The following is a 16,089-nucleotide window of genomic DNA, read 5'->3' as shown; positions in this document are numbered from 1 at the left end:
TTTTATAAAACGGGTTGGACGTATTATTTAAAATTTATATTCTATAGATCTATCCGAAGAAATTCTCCTTCATTTTTTTCATCTTTAACAAACCATGCTGGATCACCATTAGCATCAATCCCTAAACGTGCATTAGGCACAGGTGGAGTATTCAATTCTTTGGTTGAATAACTTTCTTGATTCACCTGATTATGTTCATGACCATTTAATTCTGAAGTAAAAATATCTACAGCAATAAGCTCTTCTACACTAATAACAATGTTTCTAATTAACTTATCTATATCATCTTCAGAAAACGCCTCTGTCATATAACAAGGGAAGCCATCCCAAATATGGAATCCTTTTTCTCTCATTAATACAAAAAACAGTTCGGAGTATGGAATGTCTTCTAAAAACTTAAGCCTCCATAATGAACGATAATAGGTGATTTCCATTGGAAGACTATTATTTTTAAAATAACTATTGAGTTCCGTAGCTAATCGTTCTGTTAAAGCTGCCAAACCATTCTGTAGAGCTATTCCTTTATTTTTAAAGTGATTCAGAGATGCTTTGGATGCGGCTAACGCTAACGGATGGCGTACAAATGTTCCTGCAAAATAAGTGACTCCTATTTCTGGAAAAGAATCGTCTCCAAATTTCCAAAAACCACCATCGAGTGCGTCCATATATTTTCTTTTACCACAAATAGCACCTATCGACATACCTCCACCGATAACTTTACCATAAGTAGCAACATCTGCTTCAATACCAAATATGGCCTGAGCTCCACCTGGATGCATTCTAAAACCAGTAATAATTTCATCGAAAATAAGAACTGTGTCTGATGCTTTAGTGACTTCTCGTACTTCTTTTAAAAATTCTATTGGTTGAAACTCTGGTCTGCGACTTTGAACAGGCTCTACTAATACTGCTGCAATTTCGTGAGCACGCTCTTTGATAATGGTCAAACTTTCTTCTGTACCATAATCTAAAATAAGCATGTTTTGAACCGCACCAGGAAGGATACCTGGAGCAGCAGGAAATGTTCTTAATTTTTTTGAACCTCTCACAATGACCTCATCATTAATACCATGATACGAACGTGAAAAAGCAACAATTAACGAACGACCTGTTACCGTTCTAGCAATACGCATAGCTCCTAATACAGCTTCTGAACCTGTATTACATAATGCTGCACGATCATGACCTGTAAATTCGCAAAGTAACTCACAAACTTCACCTGCTAATGGGTGTTGTGGACCAACTTCAAAACCTTGTTCTATTTGGTGGTGCAAAGCTTCTTTTATAAAATCGGATTGATGTCCAAATAAACAAGCACCAAATCCATTTAATATATCCATGTATTCATTACCATCTAAATCCCAAAGCTTATTGCCCGAAGATTTCTCGATAACCAACGGATATACCAACTCTTTAGTTAAAGGTTTAAACCCAGAAACCACTCTAGGATCTGCCATCTTAGAACGATGGTGCTGCGCATATGCTTTACTTTTAGCCGTTTTAGTATTATAGCGCTTTGTTAAATTCTTTAAAAACAAACTTTGATCATGGCTTAATCCTATCGCTTGCTTATCAATTTTTGGAGAAGCTCCAAAAGGTTTTTGATGTTCTTTCTTTTCTTCCTCAGTTCTAATATCGTCGTTAGTATTTATTAACGGAGATACAGTCTTAGAAGCACTCTTCACCTCATTTGTAGTGGCACTACTTTGCGTGTTTGAAACAGGTGGTGGAGGTGTCGCTACATTATTCACTCCTCCTTGTAACAATTGTAATTGTTGTCCTAATAGTTGTAATTGCTGAGCTATTAGATTTAATGCCGGATTCTGTCCGGTTTGAGACACAGCATAAGTATTTTGCACATTTTGAGCAACAGGTGCCGACTGTTGTATCGGTATTTGTTGCTGCATTGGTACTTGTTGTTGTTGTTGTTGTTGTTGTTGTTGTTGTTGTACAGGTGCCGCATCATTAGTTGCTGGCACAAAAGCCTCTGCTGGCAATACACTATCTAAGTGTTCAGCCAGTAAATTAGGCGAGCCAAACTCATCGTTAAGTTGTCTAAAAGTGATAGGAACATTAAATTCATTTTTACACGTAATAGCCATTTGTGTTAATACTAGTGAGTCTAAACCTAGTTCTAGAAAGCTTTGATCAGCTTCATTCGCTTCTATTTCAACTCCAGAGTTATCTTCTATAATATCCGCTATTTTTTTAAGAAGTATTGGTTTTCTCATAATCTTAGTATTGATATTGGTTTTGGGCTCGTTAATTATATTTTGTTCCGTATTAATTGTGTTGGTCACAGTGCTATTATTGATATCATTATTCATAGTACCTTCAACTATTGGTGGATCTACCCAGCAAGGCTTACGATCAAAAACATAGGATGGTAACCAAACTTTAGATCGTTCTTGGCCTTCATAAAAAGATTTCCAATTAGGCTCTATTCCATTCAACCACAATTCACCTAAAGCTGTTAACACCGTATGATATGCTGTTTCTCCATCTTTAGGAATAGATAAACTTGAAATAGATGCTAATGATTTTAATCCCTTCTTTTGCATGGATAAAGTGCTCAATGCGCGTCCAGGACCAATTTCTAATAATATAGGATCGTCTAAACTTAATACAGTTTCCATCGCTCCTGAAAAATTCACTGTATCACGTAAATGATTTGTCCAATATTGAGAACTCGTTGCTTCAGCGTCTGTAAGCCAATCACCAGTAACTGTCGATACGATAGGTAACCTTGGTACACTAAGTGTCATCTTTTTCACTTCCTCTTCAAATGTATCTAAAACAGGATCCATCATGGAAGAGTGGAATGCATGACTTGTTAATAAAAGTTTGTTTGCAATACCTCTATCATTTAAGACTTTAGAGAACTGTTCAATCTCCACATCAGGTCCAGATATCACTATTAATTTATCAGAATTTATAGCCGCGATAGATAATGTCTCTGGCAATAAATTCTCTAAACTTTCCATATTGGTTCGTGCTGAAAGCATACTACCACCTGGCAACTCACTGACTAGTTTTCCACGAACTGTGATAAGATGTAGTGCATCTTCTAAGGTAAAGACGCCTGCTAAATGCGCAGCAACAAATTCTCCAATACTGTGACCGCATAGTAATGTTGGTTTAATTCCCCAACTCATCCAAAGTTGTGATAATGCATATTCTATCACAAATAATGCGGGTTGCGTAAACTTTGTATCTTTTAATTGAAATTCCGCTTCAGTACTTTGTACTTCTGGATATATTATTTGTCGGATATCTAATTTTAATTCGTCTTGCAATAATTCGGCACAATGGTCTACGGCAGCTTTAAAAACAGTTTCGCTTTCATATAGAGCTTTTCCCATGTCTAGGTATTGAGAACCTTGCCCTGGAAATAAAAACGCTAACTCATTAGGAATAATTTTTAAAGTGTTGCTTTTAACCAATTTGGACGCGTCTAAACTTAAAGTAGCACTAGCTTTAATATGGCTTTCTGCTAAAACAAAACTTCGGTTTTGAAAGACATCTCGTGTCGCATTTAAAGAATAAGCGATATCAGCAAGTTCTACATCTGAGTTTGTTTTTATAAAATCGGATAAGGCATTTTTATAACCCTCTTGGCTATTTTGAGATTTTGCAGACCATGCCAACAATTGTAATGGCCTACCTGAGTCTGAGGCTTTACCTTTGGATTTATAATCTTCTAAAACAATGTGCACATTAGTGCCACCGACTCCAAATGAACTAACTCCAGCAATCCTGGATGTATCAGATTCCCAAGGTCTTAATTTATTGTTTACAAAAAACGGACTATTTTCAAAATCTATAGACGGGTTAGGTTTTTCAAATCCTAATGATGCAGGAATTTGACGATACTTCAATGCTAAGGTTGTCTTTATTACTCCCGCAACACCTGCCGCTGCTGTAAGATGCCCTATATTACTTTTAATAGAACCTACAGCACAATACCCTATGGCATCTTGCTCTCCGAAAGCTAACTTTAGTCCTTCAATCTCAATCGGATCACCTAGAGGAGTTGCAGTTCCATGTGCTTCTATATAACTTATCTGTGATGGTTTTACATCTGCATCTAATAGCGCACTATTTATGGCTCCTGCTTGACCTTCAACACTCGGAGCTGTGAAACTCCCTTTATCACTACCATCATTATTAACACCAATACCTTTAATTACACCATGAATTATATCTCCATCGCGTTCAGCATCTTCTAAACTTTTAAGCAGTACTACACCTGCACCATCACAAAACATGGTTCCTGAGCCATTAGCATCAAATGACCTGCATTGTCCGTTAGCACTTAACATTGAACCCTCTTGATATAAGTGACCGCTGTACATCGGTGAAGTAACACTAGAACCACCAGCTAAAGCCACATCACATTGACCGTTCCTTATAGATTCTACTGCCTGTGCAATTGCTAATGAGGATGTAGAACAAGCCGAATGTACACTTACAGCAGGTCCTTTTAGATTTAAATGATAGGCTGTACGCGTTGCAATATAGTCTTTATCGTTAGTTGTATTGGCTTGTACTTCGCCAATTTGATTCATCAATTCTTTGTTCGGAAATACGTTATGAAGGAAGTAGGTATTCGTATAGACCCCTGCAAACACTCCTATTTTACCATCATAGAGATTTGGTAGATATCCCGACTGCTCTAACGCTTCCCACGATATTTCTAAAAATAACCGTTGTTGAGGATCCATGGCTGACGCCAATTTAGGATTGAGTCCAAAGAATTTTGCATCAAAGGTTTTTGCGGATGGCACAATACCTCTTGCTCCTACATAAAGTGGATTATTACGTATCGATTCTGGAATACTTTTATCTAATTCTTCAGGTGTAAAAAATGATATGGTCTCTTTACCTTCTCTAAGGACATCCCAAAGTTCATCTATGGTAGATGCACCAGGAAATCGTCCTGCCATTCCGATAATGGCGATATCACTATTAGCCTGCCGTTTGGTCTTTCGTTGTTCCCCTAAAAACCTTGATTTATTTTGATCTTTCTCTAAAAATTTAGCTAACCCAGAAATCGTAGGGAACTGATACATCTTAGTCACAGGTACTTTTAGATTAAGGCGCTCTGCTATTAAAGCGGCTACTTTTTGTGTTAAGAGTGAATTGCCTCCCATTTCAAAAAAGTTATCATCAATACCTACTTGTGGAATGTGTAAGGTAGCACTCCATATCTTAGCGATAGCTTTTTCCGTATCAGTTTTAGGCTTCTTTAAAGGTGGAGCGCCAGCTGGTCTTTGGAACTCAGGATTTGGCAGATTTTTTTTATCAATTTTACCATTAGTTGTTGTCGGAAAATCGTCCACCCACATTATGAGGGCAGGTATCATGTATGCAGGTAGAATATCTGATAATTGCTGACGTATACTATTAGAGTCTTTTTCCAAATCTTCAGACTCAATGTACGCAACTAATTTTGCCTCTTCAAAATAGTTACTGGCAATAACACAAGCTCTCTTAATATTTGGAAGTGTTAGAATCGCAGCTTCAATTTCACCTAACTCTAATCGGTAGCCTCCAATTTTAACTTGGTCGTCCTTTCTACCAATAAATTCAATATTGCCATCAGGCAACCATTTTGCCAAATCTCCTGTTCTATACATGACGCTCTGAGGCTCAAATGGATTTTCTATAAAACTTTTTGAAGAAAGTTCTGGTAAATTTAAGTAGCCTTTGGCCAATGCATTTCCGGACAAATACAAATCTCCCGTAGCGCCAACTGGCAATAATTTTAAATCTTCAGATAAGATATAAGCTTTTGTATTAGGTATCGTTTTTCCTATTGGCAGTAAATTACCGTAATCATCGTCTGATGAATACTTATAAAGCATAGAGGTTACGGTAGTTTCGGTCAGTCCATATGCATTATAAAAATCACAAATTTGACTCAACTTTTGTGCTAATTTTAAGGAACAGGTCTCACCTCCTGCTACTATTCTTTTAAGTGATCTAATTTGAGATAAATCCGCAATCGTTTCCAAATAACTAGGTGTACTATTTAAATGGGTTATCTCATGTTTTTCAATAAAATCTAAAATTGTATAATCCTTAATAGTCTGTTTATCTACGATAATAGTTCTTGCGCCATTTAATAATGCTAAAAAGATTTGCTCTATAGAGGCATCAAAAAAGTAGTTTGAAAATTGTAAAATCTTATCTGTACTATCTAAACCATAATTTCTGGTTTGAAAAGTTATGAGGTTCACTACAGATATGTGCCTTATCATTACCCCTTTTGGGTTGCCTGTAGTACCAGAGGTATACATAATGTAAGCTAGATCATTTGGTGATGACCCAATATTTAAAAGTGCTTCGGTATCGTATTGCGATTGTGAAGCTATAAAATCTTGAATTATAGAATCGTTTACAGTGAATTTACAATTGCTATCATTTTTGATAAAATCTTTTCTAACTTGAGGAGAATCTATATCAATAGGCACATACGTAGCACCTGCTTTAAGTATACCTAGAATGCTAATTACAATCCACTCACTGCGTTCAATCATTAAGCCCACAAAATCGTTTAGACCGATATGGTGATTGGCTATTAAGTATTTTGCAAATTGATTAGAAATTGCATCTAAGGCTTTATAACTAATCTCTTTAGTATCAAAAACAACTGCAACATGGTTTGGCGTTTGCTTTGCTTGTTTTACAAATACTTCTACAATTGTATTATCATGTGGAAACTCTGAACTGGTAGTATTAAATTCCTCTAATAATTCAATTATCTCTGGTTTGGTTAAATCCATAGTATAATATTACAACATTTTAAGAATCAAGCTTTTGACTCAATCTTATATTTTAATTAATCTATAAATAGAGGGATTTATTAGGGATAGAATAAAATTAAGATTAATATTTCATTTAGACGAAACATTTTAGCCATATAACATTTTTCTCAGTTAAATAACCATCTTCTCGATTCGTGTCAACGGATTTTTTTTAATAAACATCATATGATCATTAAAACATCTTTTAACCTACTGACTAATAAAGCACTAATATAAACTTTTTTTATAAACACCATGTTTTTTTCACAGCATTCTAAAGAAATAATGTATTTGTATTATATCACTGTTTAGTTGATTGTGAGGCTAGTTGTTAGAAGATAGAGAGAGGACTTGAAAACCTAACCTTTAGACATAGATTTTATGAATAAATTTAGAACTCAATAAACGCGCTACACCGATATAGTTCAGCCTAAACTTAATTTTATCTCCTACACTATATTTCACACCTCCTGATGCCGTTTGATTGTTACCAACATCAATAACTACCATATCTGATGTGGCCCCAACAAATAGAAAATCATCTTCAGCTTCCAAATCATCCTTATCGACATCTAATAAACCAAAATCTAAGATAGCTTTATACGATGTTTGTGATCTTTCTACATTTTTACGACCTGAGTTCTGCGATTTAGAAGTCGTGGTCAAATTGCCTCCTGGTGAGATATTTTTTTCAATTAACTCTATAATATTCGCATGGAGTTCAAATGTATCTTTGTGTAAGTCTTTAAACTGTTTTCCTTCTAAAGGACAAATACCCAAAAAAGCGGCTTCACCTACTCTAAAATGATTGATGTCTTTTGGTACTAAGCCATCTTCTAATAAAGGCAACGTTATGGATGTTCCACCAGAAATAAACTTTAATTCCTTATGAAACGTTTCAGAAATAAATCTTTTACTTAACGCAAGTTGAGCAAGATTCTCTTCTGTAGGCTCTACACCAAACATACACCCTAAATTGGATCCAACACCAACCACTTCAATATGAGATAAATCAGAGACAGCCTCATAAAACGAGGCTAAATCTTCTAAATGTATGCCTTCGCGCAATTCACCAAGCTCAATCATAATAATGATTTTATGAACGACATCTTTTTTCTCTGCAGCCGCATTAAGTGCTTTAATGGTTGTAATAGACGTATTACATGAGATATTGGCACAATCTATAACTTCATCTACACGTACTGGCGCCGGCGGATTAATATAAATGGTTTTTAATTTAGGAAATACTTTTTTAAGATATTTTAAACTACTTAATTTTGAGTCGCATACTGAGGTCACACATTCCATAACGTCTTCGGGTAAGATATTTGCGATAAACGTTTTATCTCCAGAAAATATTTTAGTAACAAGGCTCCATTCAATATGATGTGTTTTAAAAAAACGACTTAAGTATTGTATGTTTTCCTTTATTTTTTCTGAATGAATAATTAACTCTGCCATTGCAACTTGTGACTTTTAATAAATAGTGAAAACATATCTCAACATTCTGTAGCGCATTTGGGACTTAAACTTTTACTTTTCTAATCGCATTTCTAAATACTTATTGGTAAAGCCAAGCTTTTCATATAGCATTTTCGCCGGATTATCTTTTTCACAATGTAATGCAATACTGCCTTCACAATTGTTTATAGCAAACTCCATTAATTTTTTTCCGAATCCTTTTCTTCTATAATCTTTGTGAGTCGCGATGTAGACTAAGATATTTTCTGGAATATATTCATCCATTCCTGTTTTATTAATCACTACCGCACCAATAATTTCATCAGTCTCTTCCATAATAAATACATGACCACCTAAGCTAGGGCGATCACCAACAGCGTAATCAATAGCTTTTTTTACAGCACTTTTAGGATCGCCGTATTCTTCTAAATGTGTGAATATAAAATTTACAATACGCTCCTTTTCGGAATTATCTAATTTATGAGAAGCATCGTATATGATTGTGTTCATTTTTTTAATGTTATTTTAGTATTTAATCAACGTTAATTAAAACATAGCAAATGCTTATTCAAAGTTTTTTGCTCCCACAACTTTTATAAGGTAAGGATGTCCGACTTCATTTTTTTGCTCTGAATACCAAATATTGAATTCGGAGTCTTTAAAAAGCTGAACGTAATTATGAGAAAAAGAACCTTCAACACCATAGATTTTAGAGTTTGGATTTTCCTTGTAGTCATGGTCAGCGTCAGTGGGTTCTATGGCAAAGAATATAATATTTCCTAAAGTATTTAACTTATTAAAAAATTGCACGAGCTGTTGTTGTGTAAAATATTCTAACACACCTCTAAAGGTTAAAAACACAAAATTACCTTGATCCTGTTCCTCTAACCAATCTAGCACATCTCCTCCTACAAATTTTAATTTTTCGTTGGTTTTATAATTGATTTGATTAATTTTAGTTTGTTCAGTACTGAGATCTATACCAATATATTCTTTGATGTTTGGATACTCTAAGGACAAATAATTTAACACACTTCCATTTCCGGTTCCAATTTCTACAAGTTTGTTAAATGGGATAGCTGCATTAGTGGTTTCATCCATAAGTATTCTAAGCACATCCTTGTAAGCTGGCAAATGAATATTCTTTAAATTATCTTCCGTATTATTTACAAAATCATCTCCTTGTTTAGCCCAATACGTCTTATGTAATTCTGCTAGTTTTTCATGATCCTCGTTTTTTTCAATTTTCTTAAGAATAGCTCTACGCATTAAACGCTCAGATAGGCTTAAGTTATCACCTAATACAAGTGTTAGTCCTTTATCGGATAACTGCTTTACTTTTTTTGGGTACAATGCAACCAACGACATACCGACGGTACTTGTCAGAAATTCAACTAAAACAGATCTGATTTTTCCTTTCATAGTAAATTTATTAATAAGAGAGATTATTTATATACTTTTTAACTGAAGTTCTTTTTGCTTTTTCTTTTTCATTAAATAATCTATTCCCCAAATCACCAACATTGTTAAAAAATATATGGAACCAAAAGCTGTATAAGTAGGTGCACCTCCATTGGTTGGCGCTATAGGAAAAGATACTAAGGTGAGATTCACCATAGATTGTAAAAGAAGGACACAAATACCGCTTTTGGTATGACTATAAATAAAAGCACACATACCTGCTACACCGAACATAAAAATAAACGCAGATACTATTGGAATTTCCGGTAATATTCCCTCTCCTAGAAGAATTACAGGAATAAACCACAATGCCCAAAAAACAGCTACAATCTGACCTGCATAAAACGGTTTTATTCGTTTAGATAGTTCACGTATACAGTAACTCACCCAAACCACTTCTCCTAAAAATGCCCAAACAAAGAAAGCCATATACGCTCTAACTGTAGTAATTTTTATAGTGATAAAAGTATCAAACTCAACATCGTAATAAACAGCCTTCAGCAAAAGTGTAATTAGTGCAATAGAAGACGGAAAAATGAAACTTAAAAGATACCATTTAGGATGCACCTTCCACGTTAACATGGGCTTAAATAGATTAAGTACTCCTTTTATACCTCTGGTATACAACAGTAAACAGATTAAAATAAAGAGTAAAATACAAAACCGTCCTGTGTTATAAATAGATTCTGAAATAAAACCTTCAATCCTAGCCTGTACAAATGGTACATTGACCACTGGACAAAGAATTAGAAATATCCAAACTTCATGTTTTTTTATAAATTCTCCCATAATTTTAATTAAAAATAATACGTATTAATGTGAAAATTTCACTTCCCAAAGCTCTACATTCCGATTAAATACAATGCTGAATTTATGCCAAAATGTCGATGCGAAAACACACTTCCTCAATAAAACCGAAGTATTTCCGTAAATAAATTTTACATCTTCAATTTTCATAACAAAGTGTATTGCAATGCTATAAAAAAAAATAGCATTATCGGCTTTTTATTCTACAAAACGTGAAAATCTAAGTTTAGTGGTTTATTAAGTGATTTTCTTTAACCTTAATTATAAAATACTGATAATGTGCTATTAATACCATCTAAAAAAATGTAAACATTACTTCTCGCACCTCTCTGTATCGATAATTTGCAAATGAAACCTTACTTTTGCTTTACACTATGGATTCACTCACACAAATCGTTTTAGGAGCCGCTGTTGGCGAAGCTGTTTTAGGCAAAAAAGTTGGAAATAAAGCCATGTTATATGGTGCTATTGCAGGCACAATTCCTGATTTAGATATTTTTGCATCACACTTTACCGATACAGTTTCTGCATTAGCTATTCATCGTGGTTTTACGCACTCAGTAGTTTTTTCAGTGCTCTTTGCTCCGATTTTAGGATGGCTCGTATCGCGATATGAAAAATATAAAGATCGTAAAGGTTGGTCCTGGTTATTTTTCTGGGCACTTATAACACATCCCATCCTTGATGCGCACACCACTTGGGGCACACAGTTATTTTGGCCTTTAGATTTAAGATTAGCGTTTAAGACTATTTTTGTGATAGATCCGCTTTATACATTGCCATTTTTAGTGTTTCTAATTTTGACCATGTTTCAAAAACGCGATTCAAAAAAACGCCGTGTGTATAATGGTATCGGGTTAACTTTAAGTACCACCTACTTAGCCTTAACATTTGCTTTAAAAAGTATTGCGTTTACTCAATTTGAAGAAGCACTAAAACATCAAAACATAACCTATCTGCAAATCGATACAAGACCTTCTCCTCTTAATACTATTCTATGGAATGCTAACATAGAAACAGAGTCTAATTACCTCTTAGGAACATATTCTTTTTTTGATTCTAAAGAGATAACGTTTGAGAGTTATCCAAAAAATCATGAATTATTGGGAGACTTAATTAATGATGAAAAAGTAAAACGCATGATTGCCATTTCTGAAGGTTGGTATACCATCCATAAATTAAATGATCAATTGTACTTTAATGATCTTCGTTTTGGTTTACTCAGTATGGAGCCACAATCTCAAAATTTTGCATTTAGATATTTAATAGACATTGACGCTTCTGGTAATGTCAGCTTTATTGAACAAGAAAAAACACAACAAGATGGCAAACAATTGATGTTAGATTTATGGGAGCGTATTAAAGGGAATTAATCTTACCTTTTATCACGATTAAACCACCTAAACTCGTTAGTCCTTATGACATAACCAACCCTAATCATGCTTTGAGATTGCTGATAGTTTAATAAACCTTCTGCTTGGCCAACAAACCATTCTAACATAAGGTATTGATTAGATATATTATTATCAAAAGGATTAAAATAAATCCGAGCTCTTACCGAGCCTTTACCTTCTAAATTTAAACCTTTACGTAGCCTCAAACCAAAGATTAACTTATCTGGTTTGTAGGTATGAGACAGATTAATTTGCCCTAACCCAACGTATTCTAAAAGATCTGGATTACCTTCCTTATAAGAAAATGGCAACCATGCTTTAAAGCTTGCGACCGTGTTTTTAAATATGCCTGTGGTATATTCTACATTAATTCGGTTCCAACTGCGAGAGGCTATACTATCTCTTCCATTAGATTCGTGTTCAAAAGATAACACACCAACTCCTCTTAAACGATTGTCTTTTCCGTAGAAAAATTTCCCCAATGCTAACGAAGGGTTAAAGTTAATATCCTTAAATGGAAATGATTCTTCATAGATATTCCAAAATGACTTTTGCGTGTATGTTAAAAACAGATATGTATCTAAAGGCAAACGACTTCGTGTTAAAATTTGCTTGAAGCTTATTTGATATTTCGCATTAGCTGTAACCTTATTTATCGTTTTATTCGTAGGAACACCTGTAATAAAATAATTGTCTTTGTGTATTGAGAAATACGGTAGATTAGCGATGGAATCTCTTAAATTCTCCTTGGTATACGCCTGAGAATATACCGAATGTACTCCAAATAACACCATTACTAGCAGCAGTAAGATTTGAAGTCTTTTTACATTTTGAAACTGTTGAATCATAAGACAATTAGGATATAAAAATAGAATCTTTTACAATACCACAAAGTTGACCATTTACAGACAGTTGCATTAACTTATTTGGTATTTACACTAATCGAAATCAATAAAATAGAACGATATCTTTTAGGTAGTATTCAAAGCAATGAAAAACCGAAATGAGCACCATTTGTATTCATTTTGTAATTACATTTAACTGTTATCTTATAAACATATGGAGCTTTCAATTATTTTAGTATTTGCTATTCTTGGCATAAGTATTCTATTATTTATTACAGAGCTCTTTCCTGTAGATAAAATAGCTTTTTTTATTATAGTCGCTCTCGTTTTATTACAACTTACCACACCCGAAGAAGCCATCAGTGGTTTTGCGAATCCGGCTACTATTACCGTTTTAGCATTAATGATATTGGCTGTTGGACTAGAAGAAAATGGTGTAATTCAACTCCTCTCTGATGGGATAAAAAAATTAAAAATTCTTCCTCTTATCTTACTAACTCCGGCTTTTATGATACTGTCTGCGAGTATCTCTGCCTTTATAAGCACAACAGCTGTAGTAATTATATTCATTAAAATAACAACTAGATTATCTGAAAAATACGGATTCTCATCTTCGCGACTCCTCATGCCAATTTCCTTTGCAGGTATTCTTGGAGGTAGCTGTACATTAATGGGTACCTCTACCAACCTTATCGTAAATGCTATGGCTCAAAAATATAATATTGAAGCTTTTAGTTTCTTTGAATTTTCTGGTTATGGTATCCTCTTTTTTATTATTGGCTTAATCGTAATGACTGTGGCCTCTCGTTATTTACCTCAAAAAACACAAAGCAGTTTGTCTAGCGATTATAAAATTGATTCTTACGTGTTTACTGTAAAAGTTACAGAAGATTCTCTTTTAATAGGCAAACGGTTTGGTGACATTGATTTTATAAATCGGGAAGATTCTAAAGTACTCAAATTAATTAGAAATCACCAGGTAATTAATGCTCCCGGAAAATATATTAAACTTACTGCGAATGACAAATTAGTTGTGATGAGCGACTTAGACAATTTTCAATCCTTTATGAAGAAAAACGGTTTCATTTTAAATGAGAAAAGGCAAAGGGCACTTCTTAAAAATGATAAAAATGATGAAGAAAAAGGTGAAACGTATATTGAAACGCTCATTTTACCAGGTTCTAACCTCATCGGAAAAACTTTAAAAAGCCTACGTCGAATGTCTTTTGAAGGCGCTTTTCCTATTGCAATTAAAAAACGACGAAATTTAAGAAATACTAAAGAGCGTTTATTACGAAAAAATATTGATGACATTAATCTAAAGCCTGGTGATCGCGTGTTACTAGAAATGCAAGAGCATAAAATTTCAGACTTATATAATATTGAAAATATTGCCATTTTAAACGAGCACGATTTTAAACCCAACATTTCAAAAGCAAAGAGAATTACGGCGTTATTCATTCTATTAGCTGTAATTTCATTAGCAGCCTCGAGTGTTGTTAGTATCTTAACCGCGTCGCTTATTGGTGTCTCCGCGATGTTGTTAACCAATATTATTCAACTTGAAAGTGTTTACCAAAAAGTAAATTGGCAAATTATATTTTTACTGGCAGGTATGATTCCTTTAGGCATAGCAATGACCAACAGTGGAGCCGATATTTGGTTGTCTAAGCATTTGCTAAGTCTTATGAGCAATCAAACTCCAACTATTGTTTTAGGCTTATTATTTGGAATTACCATACTGTTATCTGGTGTAATCTCTAATAATGCCACTGCTATTATAATGACACCTATTGCCATTGCCGTTGCAGGTGGCTTAAGTTTAGATATAAAACCTTTTCTATTAGCTGTAATGTTTGGTTCTAACTTTAGCTTTTTTACACCAGTCGGATATCAAACCAATACTTTAATCTACGGTACAGGCATTTATAAGTTTAAACACTTTTTTATAATCGGAGGTATACTATCTCTTATTTTATGGATTATGGGCACGCTCTTATTAGCAAATGCTTTGTAAGTATTAAATAGCACTTAAAAATGGTTTCAAATATAAAGCCCTATTTATTGCCAACCTACAAACCGCGCTTACACATTATTTAAAATCTTCGTAAGATTTCCCTTTGGCCATTTCTCGTCTAATTTGCTTAATGGTTAAAGTGCTTCCATCGTGGCTCCAACCAGGAGGCCCAAATACGTACATAAATTTGTGATACCAATTCTTAGATTTTTTCATATCCTCCCAAATATTTTTGTATTCGTGAGTTAGAATTACATATAAATTAAAAGAATTTGGAGGAGTAGATACTCCGTATTCAATAGGAATATTCTCATCGAGTTCTTTCCATGTTCCAAAAATTCTATCAAAAACATTTAAAAAACCACCATGATTTTTATCCATATACTCAATATTTCTGGCATGGTGTACTTGGTGCATGGTATGGGTATTTAGAAACTTTTCTATAAAACCCATCTTCTTAATATACTGCGTATGCAACTGAAATTGCCACAAGGCTTCAATCCCCAAACAGACGACAAGCATCTCTGGTGGAAAACCTATAATAACAATCCATACATAGAAAAAAGGTTTATAAAAAATAGTGAACCAACCGTTTCTAACGGCAGTCCCTAAATTAAAATTATCTGAAGAATGATGTACTATATGTGCTGCCCAAAAAAAGCGAACCATATGGTTTTGTCTATGAAACCAATAATACGTAAAATCATCTAAAAGCATACATAGTACCCAAACATACCAAGCATAACCAAAAGACTCCCAGCCCATAATATTGGTACGTACTCCATCTACAACAGGATTAAACAGGTCGTAAGCATAGTTAAAAACCACTACTATAGACACTGTTTTTATTAAAGCACCAAGTATTGCAGAACCAACACCCAGTGACACACTCGATAGTAAATCTTTCCATTCGTAAAGTTTCTTATTGTCTAAAACCTTACTATAAGTAAGCTCTAAGGCAATAAGACCTAAAAAACACGGAACACCGTATACTAAAGGGTTTGTAAAATCCATGTATTAACTAATTTAAAAAAGGGGTTGATTTGTATTTAACTAATTTCTGTAGAAAACAATTTGATACTTCTTTCATGATTGCCTGATAAAAAATTTCAAATCCGCATTACTAACTATAATTCGTGAAGATACATTAACATCAATAGAAATCCGAATTTTTTAAAATATAATAGCGAATTAACCCTATTATAGTCTTCAAAATGACTCTAAGTGAAATTATTGCATCCTTTTTTTCTGACTAAAAATTAACGTATAGGTTTTATATTGATTTATATAATAAT

9 protein-coding genes are annotated in these 16,089 nt (G+C 34.0%); 2 read left to right on the top strand and 7 right to left on the bottom strand.

All coding sequences use genetic code 11. From position 1 onward, the window contains the following. Positions 1 to 41: 41 nt before the first annotated feature. From C8N41_RS11115 to C8N41_RS11095, 5 genes are all read right to left on the bottom strand, one after another. Positions 42 to 6,788, bottom strand: coding sequence for a polyketide synthase (locus C8N41_RS11115; RefSeq protein WP_115839309.1), 6,747 nt, complete (start codon positions 6,786 to 6,788; stop codon positions 42 to 44). 387 nt (positions 6,789 to 7,175) lie between these two features. Then, positions 7,176 to 8,270: an alanine racemase gene (locus tag C8N41_RS11110; protein ID WP_115839308.1), complete on the bottom strand. Its 1,095-nt coding sequence runs from the start codon at positions 8,268 to 8,270 to the stop codon at positions 7,176 to 7,178. Positions 8,271 to 8,342: 72 nt separating this feature from the next. Further along, on the bottom strand, positions 8,343 to 8,780 hold the full coding sequence (locus C8N41_RS11105) for a GNAT family N-acetyltransferase (RefSeq protein WP_115839307.1): 438 nt from the start codon (positions 8,778 to 8,780) through the stop codon (positions 8,343 to 8,345). 54 nt (positions 8,781 to 8,834) lie between these two features. Then, a complete protein-coding gene (locus tag C8N41_RS11100) occupies positions 8,835 to 9,692 on the bottom strand; it encodes a class I SAM-dependent methyltransferase (protein ID WP_092447225.1) in 858 nt (285 codons plus the stop codon). A gap of 27 nt (positions 9,693 to 9,719) precedes the next feature. Beyond that, a complete protein-coding gene (locus tag C8N41_RS11095; protein ID WP_092447224.1) occupies positions 9,720 to 10,520 on the bottom strand; it encodes a type II CAAX prenyl endopeptidase Rce1 family protein in 801 nt (266 codons plus the stop codon). Between the two features lie 392 nt (positions 10,521 to 10,912). Here C8N41_RS11095 and C8N41_RS11090 point away from each other — a divergent pair, with 392 nt between their 5' ends. Next, complete coding sequence (locus tag C8N41_RS11090; RefSeq protein WP_115839306.1) at positions 10,913 to 11,911, top strand: metal-dependent hydrolase; 999 nt, start codon at positions 10,913 to 10,915, stop codon at positions 11,909 to 11,911. A gap of 2 nt (positions 11,912 to 11,913) precedes the next feature. Here the strand turns inward: C8N41_RS11090 and C8N41_RS11085 are convergent, their stop codons facing one another. Next, on the bottom strand, positions 11,914 to 12,780 hold the full coding sequence (locus tag C8N41_RS11085) for a phospholipase A (protein WP_115839305.1): 867 nt from the start codon (positions 12,778 to 12,780) through the stop codon (positions 11,914 to 11,916). Positions 12,781 to 12,991: 211 nt separating this feature from the next. Between C8N41_RS11085 and C8N41_RS11080 the strand changes: the two genes are divergently transcribed. Continuing rightward, positions 12,992 to 14,794 (top strand): SLC13 family permease, encoded by a 1,803-nt coding sequence (locus C8N41_RS11080; protein WP_115839304.1) that lies wholly within the window; start codon positions 12,992 to 12,994, stop codon positions 14,792 to 14,794. Between the two features lie 75 nt (positions 14,795 to 14,869). Here C8N41_RS11080 and C8N41_RS11075 read toward each other — a convergent pair whose 3' ends face one another. Further along, entirely contained in the window at positions 14,870 to 15,808 is a 939-nt protein-coding gene (locus C8N41_RS11075) for a sterol desaturase family protein (protein ID WP_115839303.1), read from the bottom strand. Positions 15,809 to 16,089: the final 281 nt, after the last annotated feature.

Source organism: Winogradskyella sediminis (genome assembly GCF_003387355.1).
Classification (GTDB): Bacteria; Bacteroidota; Bacteroidia; order Flavobacteriales; family Flavobacteriaceae; genus Winogradskyella; species Winogradskyella sediminis.
The sequence above is the reverse complement of the archived record's forward strand: the minus strand, read 5'-3'. Positions and strand labels throughout refer to the sequence as shown.